The organism is Enterobacter sp. HMSC16D10, assembly GCF_001807145.1.
In the GTDB taxonomy this organism is placed as follows: Bacteria; Pseudomonadota; Gammaproteobacteria; order Enterobacterales; family Enterobacteriaceae; genus Enterobacter; species Enterobacter roggenkampii.
Genome location: NZ_KV787915.1, coordinates 103,592 through 124,486, shown reverse-complemented (window position 1 = coordinate 124,486; position 20,895 = coordinate 103,592). Strand labels below are relative to the sequence as shown.

Annotated in this window: 20 protein-coding genes and 5 tRNA genes; 19 read left to right on the top strand and 6 right to left on the bottom strand. The window is 57.7% G+C overall.

Annotated features, from left to right (window positions below; all coding sequences use genetic code 11):
* Positions 1 to 75: 75 nt before the first annotated feature.
* From srlD to srlA, 4 genes are read right to left on the bottom strand one after another with little or no spacing between them, the layout of a single operon-like run.
* A complete protein-coding gene (gene srlD, locus HMPREF3143_RS22785) occupies positions 76 to 855 on the bottom strand; it encodes a sorbitol-6-phosphate dehydrogenase (protein ID WP_008499555.1) in 780 nt (259 codons plus the stop codon).
* A 14-nt stretch (positions 856 to 869) separates the two neighbouring features.
* Positions 870 to 1,232, bottom strand: a complete 363-nt coding sequence (srlB, locus tag HMPREF3143_RS22780; protein ID WP_008499554.1) for a PTS glucitol/sorbitol transporter subunit IIA — start codon at positions 1,230 to 1,232, stop codon at positions 870 to 872.
* 12 nt (positions 1,233 to 1,244) lie between these two features.
* Complete coding sequence (locus tag HMPREF3143_RS22775) at positions 1,245 to 2,204, bottom strand: PTS glucitol/sorbitol transporter subunit IIB (RefSeq protein ID WP_008499553.1); 960 nt, start codon at positions 2,202 to 2,204, stop codon at positions 1,245 to 1,247.
* On the bottom strand, positions 2,201 to 2,764 hold the full coding sequence (gene srlA / locus HMPREF3143_RS22770; RefSeq protein WP_003862164.1) for a PTS glucitol/sorbitol transporter subunit IIC: 564 nt from the start codon (positions 2,762 to 2,764) through the stop codon (positions 2,201 to 2,203). The genes HMPREF3143_RS22775 and srlA overlap by 4 nt, the downstream gene beginning before the upstream one ends.
* Positions 2,765 to 3,015: 251 nt before the next feature.
* Between srlA and mltB the strand changes: the two genes are divergently transcribed.
* The 19 genes from mltB to HMPREF3143_RS22675 all read left to right on the top strand — a co-directional run bounded on the left by mltB (position 3,016) and on the right by HMPREF3143_RS22675 (position 17,504).
* Positions 3,016 to 4,116 carry a lytic murein transglycosylase B gene (mltB, locus tag HMPREF3143_RS22765; RefSeq protein ID WP_008499552.1) on the top strand — a complete coding sequence of 367 codons (1,101 nt, stop codon included), beginning with the start codon at positions 3,016 to 3,018 and terminating at the stop codon, positions 4,114 to 4,116.
* Between the two features lie 300 nt (positions 4,117 to 4,416).
* Complete coding sequence (locus tag HMPREF3143_RS22760; protein WP_070534331.1) at positions 4,417 to 5,070, top strand: metal ABC transporter ATP-binding protein; 654 nt, start codon at positions 4,417 to 4,419, stop codon at positions 5,068 to 5,070.
* Positions 5,067 to 5,927 carry a metal ABC transporter permease gene (locus HMPREF3143_RS22755; protein ID WP_070534330.1) on the top strand — a complete coding sequence of 287 codons (861 nt, stop codon included), beginning with the start codon at positions 5,067 to 5,069 and terminating at the stop codon, positions 5,925 to 5,927. Before HMPREF3143_RS22760 ends, HMPREF3143_RS22755 begins: the two co-directional genes overlap by 4 nt.
* 14 nt (positions 5,928 to 5,941) lie before the next feature.
* Positions 5,942 to 6,826, top strand: coding sequence for a metal ABC transporter substrate-binding protein (locus tag HMPREF3143_RS22750; RefSeq protein WP_046091876.1), 885 nt, complete (start codon positions 5,942 to 5,944; stop codon positions 6,824 to 6,826).
* 130 nt (positions 6,827 to 6,956) lie between these two features.
* On the top strand, positions 6,957 to 7,454 hold the full coding sequence (gene pncC, locus HMPREF3143_RS22745; RefSeq protein ID WP_070534329.1) for a nicotinamide-nucleotide amidase: 498 nt from the start codon (positions 6,957 to 6,959) through the stop codon (positions 7,452 to 7,454).
* A gap of 89 nt (positions 7,455 to 7,543) precedes the next feature.
* Positions 7,544 to 8,602, top strand: a complete 1,059-nt coding sequence (recA, locus tag HMPREF3143_RS22740) for a recombinase RecA (RefSeq protein ID WP_008499546.1) — start codon at positions 7,544 to 7,546, stop codon at positions 8,600 to 8,602.
* A 68-nt stretch (positions 8,603 to 8,670) separates the two neighbouring features.
* Positions 8,671 to 9,171: a recombination regulator RecX gene (recX, locus tag HMPREF3143_RS22735; protein WP_021241953.1), complete on the top strand. Its 501-nt coding sequence runs from the start codon at positions 8,671 to 8,673 to the stop codon at positions 9,169 to 9,171.
* A gap of 131 nt (positions 9,172 to 9,302) precedes the next feature.
* Positions 9,303 to 11,930, top strand: coding sequence for an alanine--tRNA ligase (alaS, locus tag HMPREF3143_RS22730; RefSeq protein ID WP_070534328.1), 2,628 nt, complete (start codon positions 9,303 to 9,305; stop codon positions 11,928 to 11,930).
* Between the two features lie 241 nt (positions 11,931 to 12,171).
* The gene (csrA, locus tag HMPREF3143_RS22725) at positions 12,172 to 12,357 is read left to right on the top strand and encodes a carbon storage regulator CsrA (protein WP_000906486.1); all 186 of its coding nucleotides are present in this window, start codon (positions 12,172 to 12,174) and stop codon (positions 12,355 to 12,357) included.
* Between the two features lie 342 nt (positions 12,358 to 12,699).
* Positions 12,700 to 12,792, top strand: a tRNA-Ser gene (locus tag HMPREF3143_RS22720).
* 4 nt (positions 12,793 to 12,796) lie between these two features.
* Positions 12,797 to 12,873: transfer RNA gene (locus HMPREF3143_RS22715), tRNA-Arg, on the top strand.
* A 64-nt stretch (positions 12,874 to 12,937) separates the two neighbouring features.
* Positions 12,938 to 13,014, top strand: a tRNA-Arg gene (locus tag HMPREF3143_RS22710).
* Positions 13,015 to 13,043: 29 nt separating this feature from the next.
* Positions 13,044 to 13,120 (top strand) — tRNA-Arg (locus HMPREF3143_RS22705).
* 64 nt (positions 13,121 to 13,184) lie between these two features.
* Positions 13,185 to 13,261, top strand: a tRNA-Arg gene (locus HMPREF3143_RS22700).
* Between the two features lie 125 nt (positions 13,262 to 13,386).
* Positions 13,387 to 13,953: a fructose-1-phosphate/6-phosphogluconate phosphatase gene (gene yqaB, locus HMPREF3143_RS22695; RefSeq protein WP_059359425.1), complete on the top strand. Its 567-nt coding sequence runs from the start codon at positions 13,387 to 13,389 to the stop codon at positions 13,951 to 13,953.
* Positions 13,950 to 14,378 carry a YqaA family protein gene (locus HMPREF3143_RS22690; RefSeq protein WP_021241956.1) on the top strand — a complete coding sequence of 143 codons (429 nt, stop codon included), beginning with the start codon at positions 13,950 to 13,952 and terminating at the stop codon, positions 14,376 to 14,378. Before yqaB ends, HMPREF3143_RS22690 begins: the two co-directional genes overlap by 4 nt.
* Positions 14,379 to 14,461: 83 nt before the next feature.
* Complete coding sequence (gene gshA / locus HMPREF3143_RS22685) at positions 14,462 to 16,006, top strand: glutamate--cysteine ligase (protein WP_008499540.1); 1,545 nt, start codon at positions 14,462 to 14,464, stop codon at positions 16,004 to 16,006.
* Between the two features lie 153 nt (positions 16,007 to 16,159).
* Positions 16,160 to 16,675 carry an S-ribosylhomocysteine lyase gene (gene luxS, locus HMPREF3143_RS22680; protein WP_008499539.1) on the top strand — a complete coding sequence of 172 codons (516 nt, stop codon included), beginning with the start codon at positions 16,160 to 16,162 and terminating at the stop codon, positions 16,673 to 16,675.
* 64 nt (positions 16,676 to 16,739) lie between these two features.
* Positions 16,740 to 17,504, top strand: coding sequence for an AraC family transcriptional regulator (locus HMPREF3143_RS22675; RefSeq protein WP_039025240.1), 765 nt, complete (start codon positions 16,740 to 16,742; stop codon positions 17,502 to 17,504).
* Here HMPREF3143_RS22675 and leuA read toward each other — a convergent pair.
* Together leuA and emrB are read right to left on the bottom strand one after the other, a co-directional pair.
* On the bottom strand, positions 17,491 to 19,146 hold the full coding sequence (gene leuA, locus HMPREF3143_RS22670; RefSeq protein ID WP_070534327.1) for a 2-isopropylmalate synthase: 1,656 nt from the start codon (positions 19,144 to 19,146) through the stop codon (positions 17,491 to 17,493). The two genes, HMPREF3143_RS22675 and leuA, sit on opposite strands and share 14 nt — an antisense overlap.
* Before the next feature lie 195 nt (positions 19,147 to 19,341).
* Positions 19,342 to 20,889 carry a multidrug efflux MFS transporter permease subunit EmrB gene (emrB, locus tag HMPREF3143_RS22665; protein ID WP_008502580.1) on the bottom strand — a complete coding sequence of 516 codons (1,548 nt, stop codon included), beginning with the start codon at positions 20,887 to 20,889 and terminating at the stop codon, positions 19,342 to 19,344.
* Positions 20,890 to 20,895 lie beyond the last annotated feature (6 nt).

The window sequence follows — 20,895 nt, the reverse complement described above, 5'->3', positions numbered from 1 at the left end:
CCGGGTGGCGGCTGCGCCTTACCCGGCCTACGGGGATTGTAGCCCCGGTAAGCGCAGCGCCACCGGGGAATGAACTCAGAACATCACCTGCCCACCGGTGACGTTAATCGACTGTCCGGTGCAGTACGAGGCTTTCGGGCTGGCGTAAAACAGCAGCATGTTCAGCACGTCCTGATAGTCGCACCCGCGCTTGAGCGGCACTTTATCGATGTAGTACTGCTCCACTTCTTCCGCTTTAATACCGAGCTTGGTGGCGTACTGCGGCAGCAGGGACTGGAACATCGGCGATTTCAGCAGATTGCCCAGCATCAGCGAATGGACGGTAATGCCGTATTCGGCCAGATCCAGCGCCAGAGACTGCGTCAGCCCCACGCCGCCAAACTTCGCCGCGCTGTAGCCGGAATTGTGCTTGCTGCCCACCTTCCCCGATTTTGAGTTGATCTGAATGATGCGCCCCTGAATGCCGTCGCGGATCATCAGACGGGAAAACTCGCGGGCGCAGAGGAAATAGCCCACCAGATTGACCTGCAGCGAGCGGTCAAAATCCCCCAGCTCGAAGTCGCTGATAAAGGCCGCTTTCGCAATACCGGCGCTGTAAACCAGCAGGTCGGTACGCCCAAAAATGTCGTCCACGCCGCGGGCGAGCGCCATCACGCTCTGCTCGCTGGTGGCGTCGGCGCCAAACCCGTACGCCATTCCTTCGCCAAACTCGGTGTTGATGGTGTCCGCCACGCGGGCGGCCTTTTCACTCTGAATATCCACTACCGCCACGCGGTAACCCTCAGCGGCAAGCCCACGGCAGAGGAACTCGCCTAAGGTTTGTCCCCCACCAATGACAACGGCAACCTGACTCATGTCTATCTCCTTAATTACGCAACAAATTTTAACGTGCAGCCTGGGGTAACGGCCTGCGGAACCGGGCCCGCTACGTGAACCGTGCCGGGATATTCCGCCTGCGGCTGGCCGTCGAAACGCAGGGTAATGTGGCCCAGCTCGCGCAGGTTTTGTTCAGCGACGTCGCCTACGGCGGTCACGGCATAGCGCGCCTCGCCCAGCTCCAGCTGGCTCCCGGCCTTCAGCTCACCGTTCAACTCGCCGTGGCAGTGGATAAAGCAAAACTCTTCGATATCCGCAGGCGCCCCTTCGCGAAAGGTGATCAGCATCTGGTCGCTCAGCGCATCCGCCGCGCTCTGGCCGATGCGGGTAATGGTGGTCTGGTAAATCACGGTCATGGCAGGAACCTCTTATTGATAAATAAAGCCGGAGACAAACCAGGCAATCAGGACCGTCGGCGCCCCCGTCAGGAAGCGGCTGACCAGCACGGACGGCACGCCCACGCGCACGGTGTCCTGGCGCGCTTCCGCCAGCGACAGCCCCACGGGGATGAAGTCGCACGCTGCCTGGGCGTTAATGGCAAACAGGGCGGGCAGGGCGAGGTGCGGGGGAATGTTCCCCAGACCAATCTGCACGCCAATCAGCACGCCGATAACCTGAGCAATCACCGCGCCCGGGCCGAGAAACGGCGACAGCAGCGGGAAGGAGCAGATCAGCGCCAGCGTCACCAGCCCAAGCGGGTGGCTGGCGAGCGGGGCGAGGCCGTGGGCAATCCAGTCGCCCAGGCCGGAGGCCATGATGATGCCGATCAGCGCCGAGACGAACGCCATAAACGGCAGGATGGTCTTCAGCACCGTGTCGATGGTGTCGCGCCCGGACTGGAACAGCACCGCCACGGCGGACCCCATCCCCATCCCGACCTTTGCCAGCAGGCCATCGCTCTGCTCGGTGATTTTCTTACTGGTGTCGTACTCGCGCGGGGCCGCTTTTTGCGGTGCAGACGTCCCCTTCACCAGGGTGATGTTGTCTTCCTTCACGCCTGAGACATAAATGTCTTCGAGGATGTACTGCGCCAGCGGGCCGGATTTCCCGGTGGAGTGAATATTTACCGTCGGAATGCGGCGCTTCGGATAGATGCCGCAGCGCAGCGTGCCGCCGCAGTCGATCACCGCCACGCCAATTTCCGCTTCCGGCGGTTCGCCTTCCTTGAAGCCGTCGACCGCTTCCCAGCCGGTCAGATCGCGCAACGTGTCGACGATCGCCGGGCGCGTGCCCGCGGTGATGTACACAATCTTTTTGCCTTCGGTGGCGTCAAATTCCAGCGGGCCACCCCATCCGCCCGTGCCTTTCTCAATGCGGATCCGGTTCATGCTGTTGCTCCTGAAAGATGGACTTTCTGTTCAAGCTGGATGCCCATTTTTTTCTCGAAAATAGCGGTGGTGAGGTCGGTCACCCAGCCGCGGAAGAAGTTGGTCACCAGACCGACCAGCAGGTAGCTCACCGCCAGCGGGCCGAGCGGCAGGCCAAGCGTGGTAAGGCCGCTGGCGATCCCGAGATAGACAAACAGTTCGCCGGGGTTGATGTGCGGGAACAGGCCGTTCATGGAATGGCAGCTGTAGGAGGCGGCGGCGTAATAGCTCGGCTTGTACTTCTCTGGCATAAAGCGGCCGAGGCTTAAGGTCATCGGGTTGCAGAACACGAAGGTGCCGATAAAGGGCAGTATCAGGTAGCGGGACAGCGGGTTTCCGGCGCAGCGCTGGGCGAAGCGCTCAATGCGCTGCTGGCCGATAAAGTTAATCAGCGCGTTCATGATCACCAGCAGGCTGATCAGCAGGGGCAGGATCCCGGTCACCATGCCGGTGAACACTTCTCCGCCTTTCTGAAACAGCCCGATGAACCACTCGGCGCCGTGGGTGATGGTTTCTATCATTCTTCTCTCCTGTAGGGCGTTTGTTTTTGTCTATCTGTGGCTAATAATAATCACTTTGAAAGGTTTTAAAGTGTTAGTTAGATCTCACAATGAAAGAAAAATGGATTGTCTTGAAAGATAATTGACGTGGTGAATGATTTTCGGGGGAAAAAAGCACGGATTTGCGTTGGGGAGGTGCGTACCGCTTCCTTGAGGTGTTGCGGATGCTTTACCATACTGGGTTCTTATCGAACCCGTTAAATGGATGTCTCATGTTCAAGCGTCGTTATGCAGCGCTGTTGCCTGCGCTTATTCTGCTGTCTGCCTGTAGTAGCAAACCTAAGACCGAAGCCGTTCAGCAAACGGCGGGCGCGCCTTCCGGAGGATTCCTGCTGGAGCCGCAGCACAATATGATGCAGATGGGCGGCGACTTCGCGAATAACCCGGCGGCCGAGCAGTTCATCGATAAAATGGTGAGCAAGCACGGCTTTGACAGACAGCAGCTGCACGAAATTTTGTCTCAGGCCAAGCGTCTGGACTACGTGCTGCGCCTGATGGACAGACAGGCGCCGACGGCCCAGGTGCCGAGCGGGCCAAACGGGGCGTGGCTGCGCTATCGCAAACAGTTCATTACCCCGGACAACGTGCAAAACGGCGTGGCGTTCTGGAATCAGTATGAAGATGCGCTTAACCGCGCGTGGCAGGTGTACGGCGTGCCGCCTGAAATTATCGTCGGAATTATCGGCGTGGAAACCCGCTGGGGCCGCGTGATGGGCAAAACCCGCATTCTGGATGCGCTGGCGACGCTCTCCTTTAACTACCCGCGCCGCGCGGAGTATTTCTCTTCCGAGCTGGAAACCTTCCTGCTGATGGCGCGCAACGAACAGGACGATCCGCTCGATCTGAAAGGGTCGTTTGCCGGCGCGATGGGCTACGGCCAGTTTATGCCGTCCTCCTATAAGCAGTATGCCGTCGACTTTAACGGAGATGGCCATATCAACCTGTGGGATCCGGTGGATGCCATCGGCAGCGTGGCGAACTACTTCAAAGCGCACGGCTGGGTGCCGGGTGGCCAGGTGGCGGTGCAGGCGAACGGTCAGGCGCCGGGGCTGGAAAACGGCTTCAAAACCAACTACAGCATTTCGCAGCTGTCCGCGGCAGGCCTAACGCCAACGCAGCCGCTGGGCAATGCACAGCAGGCGAGTCTGCTGCGTCTCGATGTCGGAACGGGCTATCAGTACTGGTACGGGCTGCCGAACTTCTACACCATCACCCGCTATAACCACAGCACCCACTATGCGATGGCCGTGTGGCAGCTGGGGCTGGCGGTATCGCAGGCCCGCGTGCCGGCGGCGTCACCGTTTAGTCAGTAAGTTACCCCGACGGGTAGGCCGGGTAAGGCAACGCCGCCACCCGGCATGGCTGCGCGCACGGTGCGGCCTGTTGCCCTCTCCCCCGGGAGAGGGCGTTTTGCAGAAACATTTCGCCACACTCCCTTTTCAAACCTGCCATTTACATCCTAATCACCTTTCATTATTGTTATGTTATAACATTTAAATTGGTGCCGAGATGTCAACGTCCCTTTTCTCTCTTTCTGCGCCGGTTCGGCTTTTGCTGGCGCTGGTGCTTATCGTCTTTCTCGGCCTGGCCGTGCGCTGGGCGGTGGCATTGCCATGATCGTGATGAATGAACTGGTTGCGGGTTACGACCACCAGCCCGTCACGCGCGCGCTTTCGGGCGTCATTGAACGCGGCAGCATGACCGCCATTGTTGGGGCCAACGGCTGCGGCAAATCCACGCTGCTGAAAACGCTCGCCGGTTTTATCCCACCCGTAAGCGGCGGTTTTCGCTGGCAGGGGAAGCGCCCGGTGATTGGCTGGCTGGCACAGCGTCACGCGCTGGAGGCGCAGTTTCCGCTGACCGTGCGCGATGTCGTCAGCATGGGCTGCTGGCCGGGCATTTCGCTGCTTTCCGGGTTTCGTCGCGAAACGCGGTTGCGTATTGCCAGCGCGCTTGAGCGGGTCGGGCTGGCATCCATGGCATCATCCACCATTGATGAGCTCTCCGGCGGCCAGTTCCAGCGCATGCTGTTTGCCCGCGTCCTGGTACAGCAGGCGCCGCTGGTGATGCTGGACGAGCCCTTTACCGGCATCGATGAAGCCACCTGTAACGTGCTGATGGATGTGATGCTGGAGATGTATATGCAGGGGCAAACGCTGCTCGCGGTACTGCACGACAGCGAGCGCGTGTCGCGCCACTTCCCGCAGACGTTGCGGCTGGATGCTGACGTGCCTCAGTGGAAAACCGAGCGGGTGAGGGTGGCATGATCTGGCACACATTCTTCCAGCCGTTCATCGAGTACGGCTTTATGCGCCGCGCGCTGGTGGTTTGCCTGGCGCTTTCTATCAGCACCACCGCGCTCGGCGTATTCCTCCAGCTGCGCCGGATGAGCCTGATGGGCGATGCCCTTTCTCACGCTATTTTGCCGGGCGTCGCCGTGGGATACCTGCTCAGCGGCCTGTCGCTGCTGGCAATGAGTATCGGCGGTTTTGTCGCGGGCATTACCGTGGCGCTGCTGGCCGGTCTGGTCAGCCGACGCACGCCGCTTAAGGAAGATGCCAGCTTTGCCGGATTTTATCTTGGCTCACTGGCGCTGGGGGTCACGCTGGTATCGCTTCGTGGGTCGAATGTCGATCTGCTGCATCTGCTGTTTGGCTCCATCCTCGCCGTGGACAACGACGCCGCGCTGTTTGTCACAGGCGTGTGCATGTTTACTCTCATCGTGCTGGCGATGTTTTATCGCGGCCTGGTTACCGAAGCGTTTGACACCGCCTGGCTACAGGTGAACGCCCGCTGGCTGCCCGGCCTGCTGCACGGACTGTTTCTGGCGCTGCTGGTTCTTAACCTGGTGGCCGGTTTTCAGGTGCTCGGCACGCTGATGGCCGTCGGTCTGATGATGCTGCCAGCCGTGGCGGCATGCTGCTGGGTACGCACGCTACCGGCGTTACTCCTGATGGCGGGCATCAGCGGTATTGTCTGCGCATGGCTGGGGTTGAGCCTCTCCTGGGCGATGAGTCTCCCGGCCGGGCCATCCATTGTGCTCACCGCCAGCGCGCTGTTCTTTATTTCCATTTTATTGGGTACGCGAAGCAGGCTCGCTGGCAGTCTGCGGGCGTATTTTTAACGCAAGGGGAAACGATGAAACGTACAGGACTAGTAGTGGCAGTGGCGCTCGCGCTGGGGATGATGTCGCAGGGCGTGATGGCGAAAACGCTGAATGTGGTCACCAGCTTCTCGATACTGGGGGACATCACCCAGGAGGTGGGCGGCGATCATGTGAAGGTGACGACGCTGGTGGGGCCGGACGGCGATCCGCATACCTTCGAACCGTCGCCGAAGGACAGCGCGGCGCTGAGCAAGGCCGATGTGGTGGTGGTGAACGGTCTGGGGCTGGAGGGCTGGCTTGACCGCCTGGTGAAAGCCTCCGGGTTCAAAGGGCAACTGGTCATCGCCTCAACAGGCGTGAAAACGCACACGCTTGAGGAAGATGGAAAGACCGTGACCGATCCGCACGCGTGGAACAGCGCGGCGAACGGGGCGTTATATGCACAAAATATTCTGAACGGGCTGGTGAAAGCCGATCCGCAGGACAAAGCCGCGCTGGAAGCCTCCGGTAAACCCTATATCACGCAGCTCAACCAGCTGGATAGCTGGGCCAAAACGCGGTTTAGCCAGATCCCGCAGGCGAAGCGCAAGGTGCTGACCAGCCATGACGCCTTCGGCTATTTCAGCCGCGCTTATGGCGTAACCTTCATGGCACCTCAAGGACTCTCTTCAGAGAGCGAGGCCAGCGCGGCGCAGGTTGCTGAGATCATCAATCAGATCAAAGCCGACGGCGTAAAAACCTGGTTTATGGAAAACCAGCTCGATCCGCGTCTGGTGAAGCAGATTGCCTCAGCGACGGGCGCGCAGCCAGGGGGAGAACTTTACCCGGAGGCCTTGTCGGCAAAAGGCGGCGTGGCAGACACCTACGTCAAGGCGTTCCGCCACAACGTGAATACGCTCGCCGACAGCATGAAATAACCTCTTCCACGGCCGGTGCGTTTGCACCGGCTTTTTTCTGAAGCCCCCTCGTAAAACCTGAAGCGCATCCCCACATCTGACGAGAAAGTGCTATCTTGTGCAGCACGTTTTTCTGATGCCTGGAGCGAGAATGACTGACCATGAATTGATGCAGCTTAGCGAGATCGTTGGCCTGGCGCTTAAGCAGCGTGGGGCGACAATCACCACCGCGGAATCCTGCACCGGCGGCTGGGTGGCGAAAGTGATTACCGATATTGCCGGCAGTTCCGCCTGGTTTGAACGCGGCTTTGTGACCTACAGTAACGAAGCTAAGGCGCAGATGATTGGCGTGCGCGAAGCCACGCTGGAACAGCATGGCGCGGTCAGTGAACCGGTTGTCATTGAAATGGCCATTGGCGCGCTGAAAGAGGCGCGGGCAGATTACGCCGTTTCCATCAGCGGTATCGCGGGGCCGGACGGCGGCAGCGACGTGAAGCCTGTTGGCACCGTCTGGTTTGGGTTTGCCACGTCTAAAGGGGAAGGGATCACCCGCCGGGAGTGCTTCAGCGGCGATCGCGAAAGCGTGCGCCGTCAGGCAACGGAATATGCGTTAAAAACGCTCTGGCAACAATTTCTACAAAACACTTGATACTGTATGACCATACAGTATAATTGCACCAACAGAACAGAAATCCACGGTGAAGCACAGTCGCTTCTCCCGGCATGACAGGAGTAATAATGGCTATCGACGAAAACAAACAGAAAGCGTTGGCGGCAGCACTGGGCCAGATCGAAAAGCAATTCGGTAAAGGCTCCATCATGCGCCTGGGTGAAGACCGTACTATGGATGTGGAAACGATCTCCACCGGTTCGCTTTCTCTGGATATCGCGCTGGGCGCGGGCGGCCTGCCAATGGGCCGTATCGTAGAGATCTACGGGCCAGAATCCTCCGGTAAAACTACCCTGACGCTGCAGGTGATTGCTGCGGCACAGCGCGAAGGTAAAACCTGTGCGTTCATCGATGCCGAACACGCGCTGGATCCTGTTTATGCGCGTAAGCTGGGCGTGGACATCGACAACCTGCTGTGTTCTCAGCCGGACACCGGTGAGCAGGCGCTGGAAATTTGTGACGCGCTGGCGCGCTCCGGTGCGGTTGACGTTATCGTTGTTGACTCCGTTGCCGCACTGACGCCAAAAGCGGAAATCGAAGGTGAAATCGGCGACTCTCACATGGGCCTCGCGGCACGTATGATGAGCCAGGCGATGCGTAAGCTGGCCGGTAACCTGAAGCAGTCCAACACGCTGCTGATCTTCATCAACCAGATCCGTATGAAAATTGGTGTGATGTTCGGTAACCCGGAAACCACAACCGGTGGTAACGCCCTGAAATTCTACGCGTCTGTCCGTCTGGATATCCGCCGTATCGGTGCGGTGAAAGAGGGTGAAAACGTCGTCGGTAGCGAAACCCGCGTGAAGGTGGTGAAGAACAAAATCGCTGCACCGTTCAAACAGGCTGAGTTCCAGATCCTCTACGGTGAAGGGATCAACTTCTACGGTGAACTGGTTGACCTGGGCGTGAAAGAGAAGCTGATTGAAAAAGCGGGCGCCTGGTACAGCTACAACGGTGACAAGATTGGTCAGGGTAAAGCGAATGCTATCTCCTGGCTGAAAGAGAACCCGGCTGCGGCGAAAGAGATTGAGAAGAAGGTGCGCGAGCTTCTGCTGAACAACCAGGACTCCAAACCTGATTTCGTAGTCGATGCTGCGGATGCTGAAGAAACCAACGAAGACTTTTAAGTCTCTCGTGTAAAGATGAAGGGCTGCTGATGCGGCCCTTTTTGCATTTCTGATTCTACAGGTTTTTTATGAGTGAACCGACATCACGCCGACCCGCCTACGCGCGCTTGCTGGATCGTGCGGTGCGCATCCTGGCCGTACGTGACCACAGTGAGCAGGAGCTGCGGCGGAAGCTGTCGGCTCCGGTGATGAGTAAAAACGGGCCGGAAGAGATTGATGCCACGGCGGAAGACTACGACCGCGTGGTGGCCTGGTGCTATGAGCATCATTACCTGGACGACGATCGCTTTGCTTCCCGCTTTCTCGCCAGCCGCGGCCGCAAGGGCTACGGTCCTGCGCGCATCCGGCAGGAGCTGAACCAGAAAGGGGTGGCCCGGGAGTCCATCGAAAAAGCGATGCGCGAATGCGATACGGACTGGTGCGAGCTGGCAAAAGAGCAGGCGATTCGCAAGTACGGCGAACCGCTGCCGCGTGAATTTTCAGAAAAAGTCAAAATCCAGCGCTTTTTGCTCTACCGCGGCTTCCTGATGGAAGATATTCAGGATATCTGGCGTAATTTTGCCGATTGAACGCATGCGGGATTTTACTTCCCACTAAAGAAAACTTATCTTATTCCCACTTTTTCCAGTAGCTGGTCTGTCCAACGGTTTACCGATACAGGCTGGCTACGACATTTCGTTAGCTTGATTTCAGGATAATTATGAGCAAGAGCACCGCTGAGATCCGTCAGGCGTTTCTCGATTTTTTCCATAGTAAGGGACACCAGGTTGTTGCCAGCAGCTCCCTGGTACCGAACAACGATCCGACTCTGCTGTTTACCAACGCCGGGATGAACCAGTTCAAGGATGTGTTCCTTGGTCTCGACAAGCGTAATTATTCCCGCGCCACAACCTCACAGCGTTGCGTGCGTGCGGGCGGTAAACACAACGACCTGGAAAACGTCGGTTACACCGCGCGTCACCACACCTTCTTCGAAATGCTGGGTAACTTCAGCTTCGGCGACTACTTCAAACACGATGCCATCCAGTATGCGTGGGAACTGCTGACCGGTGAAAACTGGTTCAACCTGCCGAAAGAGCGTCTGTGGGTTACCGTCTATGAAACCGATGACGAAGCCTACGAAATCTGGGAAAAAGAGGTCGGTATCCCGCGCGAGCGTATTATTCGCATCGGTGATAACAAAGGCGCGCCATACGCGTCTGACAACTTCTGGCAGATGGGTGACACCGGTCCTTGCGGTCCGTGCACCGAGATCTTCTACGATCACGGCGACCACATCTGGGGTGGCCCTCCAGGCAGCCCGGAAGAAGACGGCGATCGCTACATTGAGATCTGGAATATCGTCTTCATGCAGTTCAACCGTCAGGCCGACGGTACCATGGAGCCGCTGCCGAAGCCGTCCGTTGATACCGGTATGGGTCTGGAGCGTATTGCCGCGGTACTGCAGCACGTTAACTCCAACTATGAGATTGACCTGTTCAGCACTCTGATCAAAGCCGTTGCGGAAGTGACCGGCGCGACCGACCTGAACAACAAATCGCTGCGCGTTATCGCAGACCACATTCGTTCCTGCGCGTTCCTGATTGCCGACGGCGTTATCCCGTCGAATGAAAACCGTGGCTACGTGCTGCGTCGTATCATTCGTCGTGCTATTCGTCACGGCAACATGCTGGGCGCGAAGGACACCTTCTTCTATAAACTCGTTGGGCCACTGATTGGCGTGATGGGGTCAGCGGGTGACGAGCTGAAACGCCAGCAGGCGCAGGTTGAGCAAGTTCTGAAAACCGAAGAAGAGCAGTTTGCCCGTACGCTGGAGCGCGGTCTGGCGCTGCTGGACGAAGAGCTGGCGAAGCTTAAGGGCGACACCCTGGACGGCGAAACCGCTTTCCGCCTGTACGACACCTACGGCTTCCCGGTTGACCTGACGGCGGACGTTTGCCGCGAGCGTAACATTAAAGTTGACGAAGCGGGCTTCGAAGCCGCGATGGAAGAGCAGCGCCGTCGTGCGCGCGAGTCCAGCGGTTTCGGTGCAGACTATAACGCGATGATCCGCGTTGATAGCGCGTCTGAATTCAAAGGTTATGAGGCGCTGGAACTGACCGGCAAAGTGACCGCCCTGTTTGTTGACGGCAAAGCCGTGGACAGCATCAGCGCAGGTCAGGAAGCCGTAGTCATTCTGGACAAAACGCCGTTCTACGCCGAATCCGGCGGCCAGGTTGGCGATAAAGGCGAACTGAAGGGCAATGGTTTCAGCTTCAGCGTGACCGACACCCAGAAATACGGTCAGGCGATTGGTCACCAGGGCAAACTGGTTTCCGGTTCTCTGAAAGTGGGCGAGGGCGTCCAGGCTAACGTTGATGAAGCTCGCCGCGCGCGCATTCGTCTGAACCACTCTGCAACCCACCTGATGCACGCTGCCCTGCGCGACGTACTCGGTACCCACGTTGCACAGAAAGGTTCTCTGGTTAACGACAAAGTGCTGCGCTTCGACTTCTCGCATTTTGAAGCGATGAAGCCGTCTGAAATCCGCGCGGTGGAAGATCTGGTGAACGCGCAGATCCGTCGTAACCTGCCAATCGAGACCCACATCATGGATCTCGAAGACGCGAAGAAAAAAGGTGCGATGGCGCTGTTTGGCGAGAAATATGACGAACGTGTTCGCGTGCTGAGCATGGGCGACTTCTCTACCGAACTGTGCGGCGGTACACACGCCTCGCGCACCGGTGACATCGGCCTGTTCCGCATCGTTTCCGAGTCGGGAACGGCGGCAGGCGTGCGTCGTATTGAAGCGGTGACCGGTGAAGGCGCGATTGCCAGCCTGCATGCGCAGAGCGATCAGCTGCACGACATCGCGCAGCTGCTGAAAGGCGATAGCCAGAACCTGGGCGAGAAAGTGCGCGTTGCGCTGGATCGCACGCGTCAGCTGGAAAAAGAGCTGCAGCAGCTGAAAGAGCAGGCTGCGGCGCAGGAGAGTGCAAACCTCTCCAGCAAGGCTGTAGACATTAAGGGCGTCAAACTGCTGGTCAGCGATCTGGCGGGCGTTGAGCCTAAGATGCTGCGTACTATGGTCGACGATCTCAAGAACCAGCTTGGTTCTACCGTTATCGTGCTGGCGACAGTGGCAGATGGTAAGGTTTCTCTGATTGCGGGCGTCTCTAAGGATGTGACTGACCGCGTAAAAGCAGGGGAACTGATTGGCATGGTCGCTCAGCAGGTGGGCGGCAAGGGTGGCGGTCGTCCGGACATGGCGCAAGCCGGTGGTACGGATGCGGCGGCACTTCCTGCGGCATTAGCCAGCGTTGAAAGCTGGGTAAGCGCGAAACTGTAATAACTACAAAGCACAAGCAGACGCCATAGCGGTAACGTTATGGCGTCTTGTTCACTGTGCTATCGATAACGATAAAGTCAGGTTGAGTTTGTGTATATCGGCTAAACTTACGTTTAACAGAATGTGATGCCGTGACTGCTTACACTTTACGTGTTTGTCATCGCTTACTTTTTGGCGTTATATGATGGATAATGCCGGGATACAAGAGACCCGACTCTTTTAATCTTTCAAGGAGCAAAGAATGCTGATTCTGACTCGTCGAGTTGGTGAGACCCTCATGATTGGGGATGAGGTCACCGTGACAGTTTTAGGGGTAAAGGGTAACCAGGTACGTATTGGTGTTAACGCTCCTAAAGAAGTATCTGTCCACCGTGAAGAGATCTACCAGCGTATCCAGGCTGAAAAATCCCAGCAGTCCAGTTACTGATATTGTCGCGTCTCGCTGTCGGGCGAGACGCAACCCTCCCGCTATTTTTCCTGCTCAAAGTTACCGTTTAATTTCAATCGCTCTCTTTTTGACCACTCCGCTACCCTTATCTCGTCCCAACACTGTCCTTTCCGCATCAGTTTTCTGTGAAGATGCCTGCAAAATCCGCTTATAAAACACCCTCTTTGCGGCTTTTACATGCGAATTGCGTGTGATTTGTGCAAACGATAAAAGCTTTTGGAAAATTGTTTGACTTATAAGTCCCAGAAAGTAATATATGCGCCACGCAGCGACGAGAAGCTCTTAACGAGTTGTTCGAAGCACTCGAAAGAGGCGTTGTGTGGTGAGGTGGCCGAGAGGCTGAAGGCGCTCCCCTGCTAAGGGAGTATGCGGTCAAAAGCTGCATCCGGGGTTCGAATCCCCGCCTCACCGCCATTTTGCATCCGTAGCTCAGCTGGATAGAGTACTCGGCTACGAACCGAGCGGTCGGAGGTTCGAATCCTCCCGGATGCACCATCTATTACTTCATATTGCTTTAGAAGTGATATGAACATCGAGCAGTACAGTAGTAAATCCCGATGCATCCGTAGCTCAGCTGGATAGAGTACTCGGCTACGAACCGAGCGGTCGGAGGTTCGAATCCTCCCGGATGCACCATTTACTATTTCTGAAAGCAGTACCCTGATGCATCCGTAGCTCAGCTGGATAGAGTACTCGGCTACGAACCGAGCGGTCGGAGGTTCGAATCCTCCCGGATGCACCATCTATTACTTCATATTGCTTTAGAAGTGATATGAACATCGAGCAGTACAGTAGTAAATCCCGATGCATCCGTAGCTCAGCTGGATAGAGTACTCGGCTACGAACCGAGCGGTCGGAGGTTCGAATCCTCCCGGATGCACCATCTCTTCTGCCTTTCCCTTCGATGTTTAGTTCTTAATCACTCTCGTTGTTATCATTTCGCAATCAGCGACAAAAACCACCATTTACGATAAAGTAATGCTTTGTTAATCGGTTAGCGAGAGCACGATGTACGCACAGTATGACGGTTTGATCTTCGATATGGATGGTACCCTCCTGGACACCGAACCCACGCATCGTCAAGCCTGGACCGACGTCCTGGGCCGCTACGGCATGCGTTTCGACCTTCAGGCGATGATCGCCCTCAACGGCTCCCCCACCTGGCGTATTGCGCAGGCCGTGATTGAACTGAATCAGGCCGATCTCGACCCGCACCTGCTCGCGCGCGAAAAAACCGATGCGGTAAAAGCCATGCTTTTAGATACCGTACATCCTCTGCCGCTGATTGATGTGGTAAAAGAGTGGCACGGGCGTCGCCCGATGTCGGTGGGGACGGGCAGCGAAAGCGCGATTGCAGAAGCCTTGCTCAATCATCTTGGCCTGCGCCACTATTTTTCTGCCGTGGTCGCCGCCGATCATGTTAAACGTCACAAGCCCGCACCGGACACCTTCCTGCTTTGCGCAGAATTAATGGGCGTCCCGGCGGCAAAGTGCGTCGTGTTTGAAGATGCCGATTTTGGGATCCAGGCCGCGCGTGATGCCGGAATGGATGCGGTGGATGTACGCTTACTGTGAGTGACGCGCTGTCACTTGCCTCATTATTCGCCAGCAGTTTTCTCAGCGCCACGCTGTTACCGGGCAATTCGGAAGTGGTGCTGGTGGCGATGCTGTTGTCCGGCGTGAGTCAGCCCTGGCTGCTTGTAGTAATAGCAACAATGGGTAATAGCCTTGGAGGGCTGACTAACGTTATTCTTGGGCGTTTCTTTCCGCTGCGTGAAAAATCGCGCTGGCAGGAAAAGGCAGTCGGCTGGCTAAAACGCTATGGCGCTGCCACGCTGTTATTAAGCTGGATGCCTGTAATAGGCGATTTACTGTGTCTGCTGGCGGGATGGATGCGCATCTCCTGGGGACCGGTGCTCTTTTTTTTGTGCCTTGGCAAGGCGTTGCGCTATGTTCTCGTGGCGTGGGCAACACTACAGGGTATGACGTGGTGGCACTAATTGGTGGAATGAATACGCGACCTTCAATCGTCAACCATTACAATTATGCTGAGTAACATTACTTTGACAGGCGGGAGGTCAATTTGATCCCGGACGTATCTCAGGCGCTGGCCTGGCTGGAAAACCACCCTCAGGCATTGAAGGGTATTCAGCGTGGTCTTGAGCGTGAAACGCTGCGCGTTAACGCGGACGGCAGTTTAGCGACGACGGGTCACCCGAAGGCGTTAGGCTCGGCGCTGACACATAAATGGATCACAACCGATTTCGCTGAAGCGCTGCTGGAGTTCATCACCCCAGTAGAGGGTGATATTGATCATATGCTGACGATTATGCGCGATATCCATCGCTACACCGCGCGCAATCTCGGCGATGAGCGTATGTGGCCCCTCAGCATGCCGTGCTATATCGAGCAGGGGCAGGAGATTGAGCTGGCGCAGTACGGCACGTCAAATATCGGCAGGCTGAAAACGCTCTACCGTGAGGGGCTGAAGAACCGCTACGGCGCGTTGATGCAGACCATCTCTGGCGTGCACTACAACTTCTCGCTGCCAATGGCGTTCTGGCAGGCGAAATGCGGTGAAACGGATAAAGACGCCATCTCTGCAGGCTACTTCCGCCTGATCCGCAACTACTACCGTTTCGGCTGGGTGATCCCGTATCTGTTTGGTGCCTCCCCGGCGATCTGTTCTTCGTTCCTGCAGGGGAAACCGACCACGCTGCCGTTCGAGAAGACCGACTGCGGAATGTACTATCTCCCGTACGCCACCTCTCTGCGTCTGAGCGATCTCGGCTATACCAATAAATCGCAAAGCAATCTCGGTATTACGTTTAACGAATTGCACGAATATGTGGCAGGATTGAAGCGGGCGATCAAAACCCCGTCGGAAGAGTACGAAAAAATCGGCCTCGAAAAAGACGGTAAGCGTCTGCAGATCAACAGCAATGTCCTGCAGATTGAAAACGAGCTGTATGCGCCAATTCGTCCTAAGCGCGTGACGCGCAGCGGCGAAACCCCGTCGGATGCGCTGCAGCGCGGCGGGATCGAATACATTGAAGTGCGCTCGCTGGATATCAACCCGTTCTCACCGATTGGCGTTGATGAACAGCAGATTCGCTTCCTGGATCTGTTTATGGTCTGGTGCGTGCTGGCGGATGCGCCGGAAATGAGTTCAGACGAACTGCTCTGCACCCGTACAAACTGGAACCGCGTGATTCTGGAAGGGCGTAAACCGGGCCTGACGCTGGGTATCGGCTGCGAAACGGCACAGTTCCCGCTGACGAAAGTCGGCAAAGATCTGTTCCGTGACCTGAAGCGTGTTGCCCGGACGATGGACAGCATCGACGGCGGCGACGCGTATCAACAGATTTGCGACCAGCTGGTGGCGTGCTTTGATAACCCGGAACTGACGTTCTCAGCGCGCATTCTGCGTTCTATGATTGATCAGGGCATTGGTGGTACGGGGCGCTCACTCTCGGCGGAGTACCGTGAAATGCTGATCCAGGAGCCGTTAGAAATCCTGAGCGAATCAGATTTTGTCGCGGAACGCGAAGCGTCCGTTGTGCGTCAGAAAGAGGTTGAAGCGGCGGATACCGAGTCGTTTGAGGCGTTTCTGGCGAAGCAGGCTTAAGCAGAAAAGAAAAAGGCCACATCGCTGTGGCCAAAATATACATCTCTGAATTCAGGGATGATGATAACAAATGCGCGTCTTTCATATACTCAGACGCGCATTCTGTAGAAGAGTTCAGTTTATTTTAAAAAAAATCACTATCGGAGGTGACGTATGCCGTTATTAGATAGCTTTACTGTCGACCATACCCGTATGGAAGCACCTGCAGTCCGCGTGGCGAAGACCATGCACACCCCGCACGGCGACACGATCACCGTCTTCGATCTGCGTTTCTGCGTGCCAAACAAAGAAGTGATGCCGGAGAAAGGCATTCATACGCTGGAACACCTGTTCGCTGGCTTCATGCGTGACCACCTGAACGGCAACGGCGTTGAGATCATCGATATCTCTCCGATGGGCTGCCGTACCGGTTTCTACATGAGCCTGATTGGTCAGCCTGAAGAGAAACGTGTTGCAGATGCCTGGAAAGCGGCCATGGAAGACGTGCTGAAGGTGAAAGAGCAGAACCAGATCCCTGAGCTGAACGTTTACCAGTGCGGCACCTACCAGATGCACTCTCTGGAAGAAGCGCAGGAGATCGCGCGCCACATCATCGAACGCGACGTTCGCGTGAACAGCAACGAAGAGCTGGCCCTGCCGAAAGAAAAACTGCAGGAACTGCACATCTAGTATTGTGCCTGTGGATGCCCGGTGGCGCTTCGCTGACCGGGCCTACATTGTGCTGGTGCCTCCTTTGACCACAACCTTAACCTTCTCTTTTACCCACCGTCCTCTCGTTCCGTTTGCCCATGATTACGTTCATGGTGACAGCGAACCCTGGCACAAGCACGACTGCGCGCAGCTGCTGCACACCCTGAGCGGCGTGGTAAGGGTGGATACCGCATCGGGCTGTTGGGTTGTGCCTCCCGGTCGCGGCGTCTGGCTGCCTGCGGGCACGCAGCATTCCCTGCGCATTACCGGCAACGTGGCGGCGCGAACGCTGTTTATCGATCCGCTGGCGCGGGCCGATCTTCCCGCCACCTGCCAGATCGTGCAGATCGCGCCGCTGCTGCGCGAGCTGATCCTCGTCTCCCTTGCGTTGCCTGAATCGTACTCACCCGGAAGCCGGGATGAACGCGTCTATGAACTGATTCTCGATGAAATCCGCACTATGCCGGTGCTGCCGTTTCACCTGCCGGAGCCGGAAAGCGAGGCGCTACGTCGCCTGTGCCTGCAAATCCGGCAAAACCCGGGGGAAAGCTGGAGCAGCGCGCAGGCTGCGAGCCTGATGAACATGAGCGAGCGCACCCTGAACCGCCATTTTCAGCAGCAGACGGGTTTAAGCTACGGCGAGTGGTTGAGAAGGGCGCGTCTGCTGGAAGCCTTAGTGCGGCTGGCGCAGGGCCAGCCGGTATTGCGCGTGGCGCTGGATCTGGGCTACGGCAGCCACAGCGCCTTTACGGCAATGTTCCGTCGGGTGATGGGCGTCTCCCCCAGCGATTACTTTAAGAACGACTGACGGCGTTAAAGAGCGCCTGAAGCGACGTGCGCGCCACGTCGCTATCAATGCCCACGCCCCAGCGGCTGCTGCCGTCCTGGAACAGGCAGCGGATGTAGGCCACCGAGCGGCTGTCGCTGCGTTCGCCTAACGTATGCTCGTGATAATCCTTAATCACGAACGGGGCGTTGACCCAGCGGCTCAGGCCGTGAGCGGCGGCAGAGAGCAGACCGTTGCCGTGACCTTCCAGCTGGCGCGTACCCCCCTGTGTGGCGACGCTGGCCGTCAAACGCAGCTGGCCGTCCTGCTGGCTGTCGCTGCGGTAGGATTGCAGCGCATAGTGCGGCGTGGCCACCAGGCCGTAGCGGGTGCGAAACAGCTGCCACAGCGCATTTTGCGTCATCTCTTTTCCGTGACGGTCGGTTTCCTGCTGCACGTGCTGGCTGAAATCCTGCTGCAGGGCGCGGGGCAGTTTCAGACCATGATTCTGTTCGATCAGCCACGCGCTGCCGCTTTTCCCTGACTGGCTGTTCACGCGGATCACCGCTTCGTAGGTGCAGCCGATATCCTGGGGATCGACGGGCAGGTAAGGCATCTCCCAGCGATCGCCAGGCCTGCGGGCATCAAAGCCTTTTTTGATTGCGTCCTGGTGCGAGCCGGAGAAGGCGGTATAGGCCAGCCGTCCTGCCCACGGATGGCGTGGGTGCACCGGCAGCTGATTGCAGGTTTCCACCACGTCCACCACCCGGTTCATATCGCTAAAGTCCAGAGTCGGGCTGATACCCTGGCTGTAGAGGTTCATCGCCAGCGTCACCAGGCAGACGTTGCCCGTGCGCTCGCCGTTACCGAACAGACAGCCCTCCACGCGGTCAGCCCCCGCCATTACGGCCAGCTCCGCGCAGGCGACGCCGGTACCGCGGTCGTTATGCGGATGCACGCTGATGCAGACATCGCGGCGGCGGCTGAAGTGGCGACAGAAGTACTCGATCTGGTCGGCATAGACGTTCGGCGTGCTCACTTCAACGGTGGCGGGTAAGTTGATCACCATCGGGCGTTCGTCGCAAGGCTGCCAGATCTCCGCCACGGCTTCACAAATCTCCAGCGCAAATTCCGGCTCGGTAAAGCAGAAGGTTTCCGGAGAGTATTCGTACTGCCAGCGGGTGTCGGGATTTTCTTCACACAGCTGGCGGATAAGGCGCGTGGCGCGGGTGGCCAGCTCAACGATTTGTGCTTTATCCATGCCGAATACCAGGCGGCGGAACAGCGGAGCGGTGGCGTTATACAGATGCACGGTCGCCTGCTTCGCGCCGCGCAGGGATTCAAAAGTGCGATGGATGAGATCTTCCCGTGCCTGAGTGAGCACCTGAATCGTCACGTCATCCGGGATGCGGTTCTCTTCAATCAGCTGGCGAACAAAGTTGAAATCCGTCTGCGAGGCGGAAGGAAAGGCAACTTCAATCTCTTTAAACCCGCAGCTTAACAGCAGGTCCCAGAACTGCAGCTTGCGCGTGCTGTCCATCGGTTCGGCCAGAGCCTGGTTGCCGTCGCGCAGGTCGGTCGAGAGCCAGCGCGGCGCGCGGGTGATGCGTTGTTCCGGCCAGCGACGGTCGGGCAGGGAAAGGGGGGGAAAGGGTTGGTACTTGTCGGCGGGTGTGTTCAGCATGATGCGCTCCTGTTGTCTTTTCACTATCGTGAATCGATTTCAGGCGCGCTGCTTTATCGGCACTGACAATGGCTGTCGCGTTCTGGACACGGTGGCAATGGTTGCCCGGTGGCGCTGCGCTTACCGGGCCTACGGAAGTGTCAGTTATCGTAGGCCGGGTAAGGCGTAGCCGCCACCCGGCAACCCGCGCACAAACTAGTGCGCGCCGCCACCGCCGCCACCGGCACCAAACGGCGGTCTGGCAAACCACACCAGCCCCAGCAGGACGATAAAGATCCCTGCCGATATCCAGAAAATCTCGTTGGCCGAGATAATCAGCCCCTGGTTGGTGATCTGCTGGGCGATCCAGCCGGACGCCTGCTGCTCCGTCATCCCCATTCCCTGCAGCTGACTGTACATCTGCTGTGCGTTAGGGTTGAACGGGTTCACCGCTTCGGTCAGCTGCGCGTGGTGCATTGATTCGCGGTTTGTCCACAGGGTAGTGGTGATCGACGTCCCGATAGAGCCCGCCAGCGTACGGGTGAAGTTCGACAGGCTCGACGCGGCCGCCAGACGCTCGGGCGGCAGGCCAGAGAGCGTGATGGTGGTCAGCGGCATAAAGAAGCACGCCACCGCAAAGCCCTGAATGAACTGCGGCCACGCCGAGGCGCCAAAGTCCATTCCCGGCTCAAAGGTATACGCACGCCAGTAGAAGCACACCGCATACATGATGAAGCTGAACGTCACCAGCCGACGCATGTCGAGCTTATGGGCGAAGCGGCCAATAATCGGCGACAGCAGGACCGGGATCACCCCGACAGGTGCCGACGCCAGACCCGCCCAGGTGGCGGTATAGCCATACACCTCCTGCAACAGCTGCGGCAGCAGAACAATCGCGCCGAAGTAGAGCATATAGGCGAGGCTGATACACAGGCAGCCGATGGTGAAGTTTCGCGACTTAAACAGCGAGAGATCGACTATCGGGTTGTCGTCCGTCAGCTCCCAGACGATCAGGAAGCTGATCGACACCACCGCGACAATGGTCAGGATGATGATCTCCTGCGAGTTGAACCAGTCGAGCTCTTTACCGCGGTCGAGCATGATCTGCAGACTGCCGATACCCAGGATCAGCAGCGCCAGCCCGATGCTGTCGATACGCCGTTGTTCGGTGCGCGTCTCTCGTCCCCGCAGCGACTGCAGCGTCATCAATACCACGACGGCGCCAATCGGTACGTTGATGAAGAAGATCCAGCCCCAGTGGTAGTTATCGCTGATGTACCCGCCCAGAATCGGTCCGCAGATAGGCGCGACGATAACGGTCATCGACCAGAGCGCCAGCGCGACGGAACGTTTTGCGGGAGGGTAGTTGCTCAGCAGCAAACTCTGGGAGAGCGGGATCAGCGGCCCCGCGACAATCCCCTGAATGACGCGGAAGAAAATCAGCATCGTCAGGCTGCTGGACATGCCGCACGCCCACGAGGCCAGAACAAACGCCACCGTGGACCAGAGGAACAGCTTCACCTCACCGACGCGCTTTGCCAGCCAGCCGGTGATCGGAATGGAGATGGCGTTTGCCACCCCAAACGAGGTAATGACCCAGGTCCCCTGGCTCAGCGACGAGCCAAGGTTACCGGCGATGGTCGGGATCGCCACGTTTGCGATGGTGGAGTCCAGCACCTGCATGAATGTCGCCAGCGACAGCGCGATGGTCATAATGACCAGCTGCGCGCCTTCCAGCGGTTTTTGCGGCTTTTGCTGTTGCATAACGCT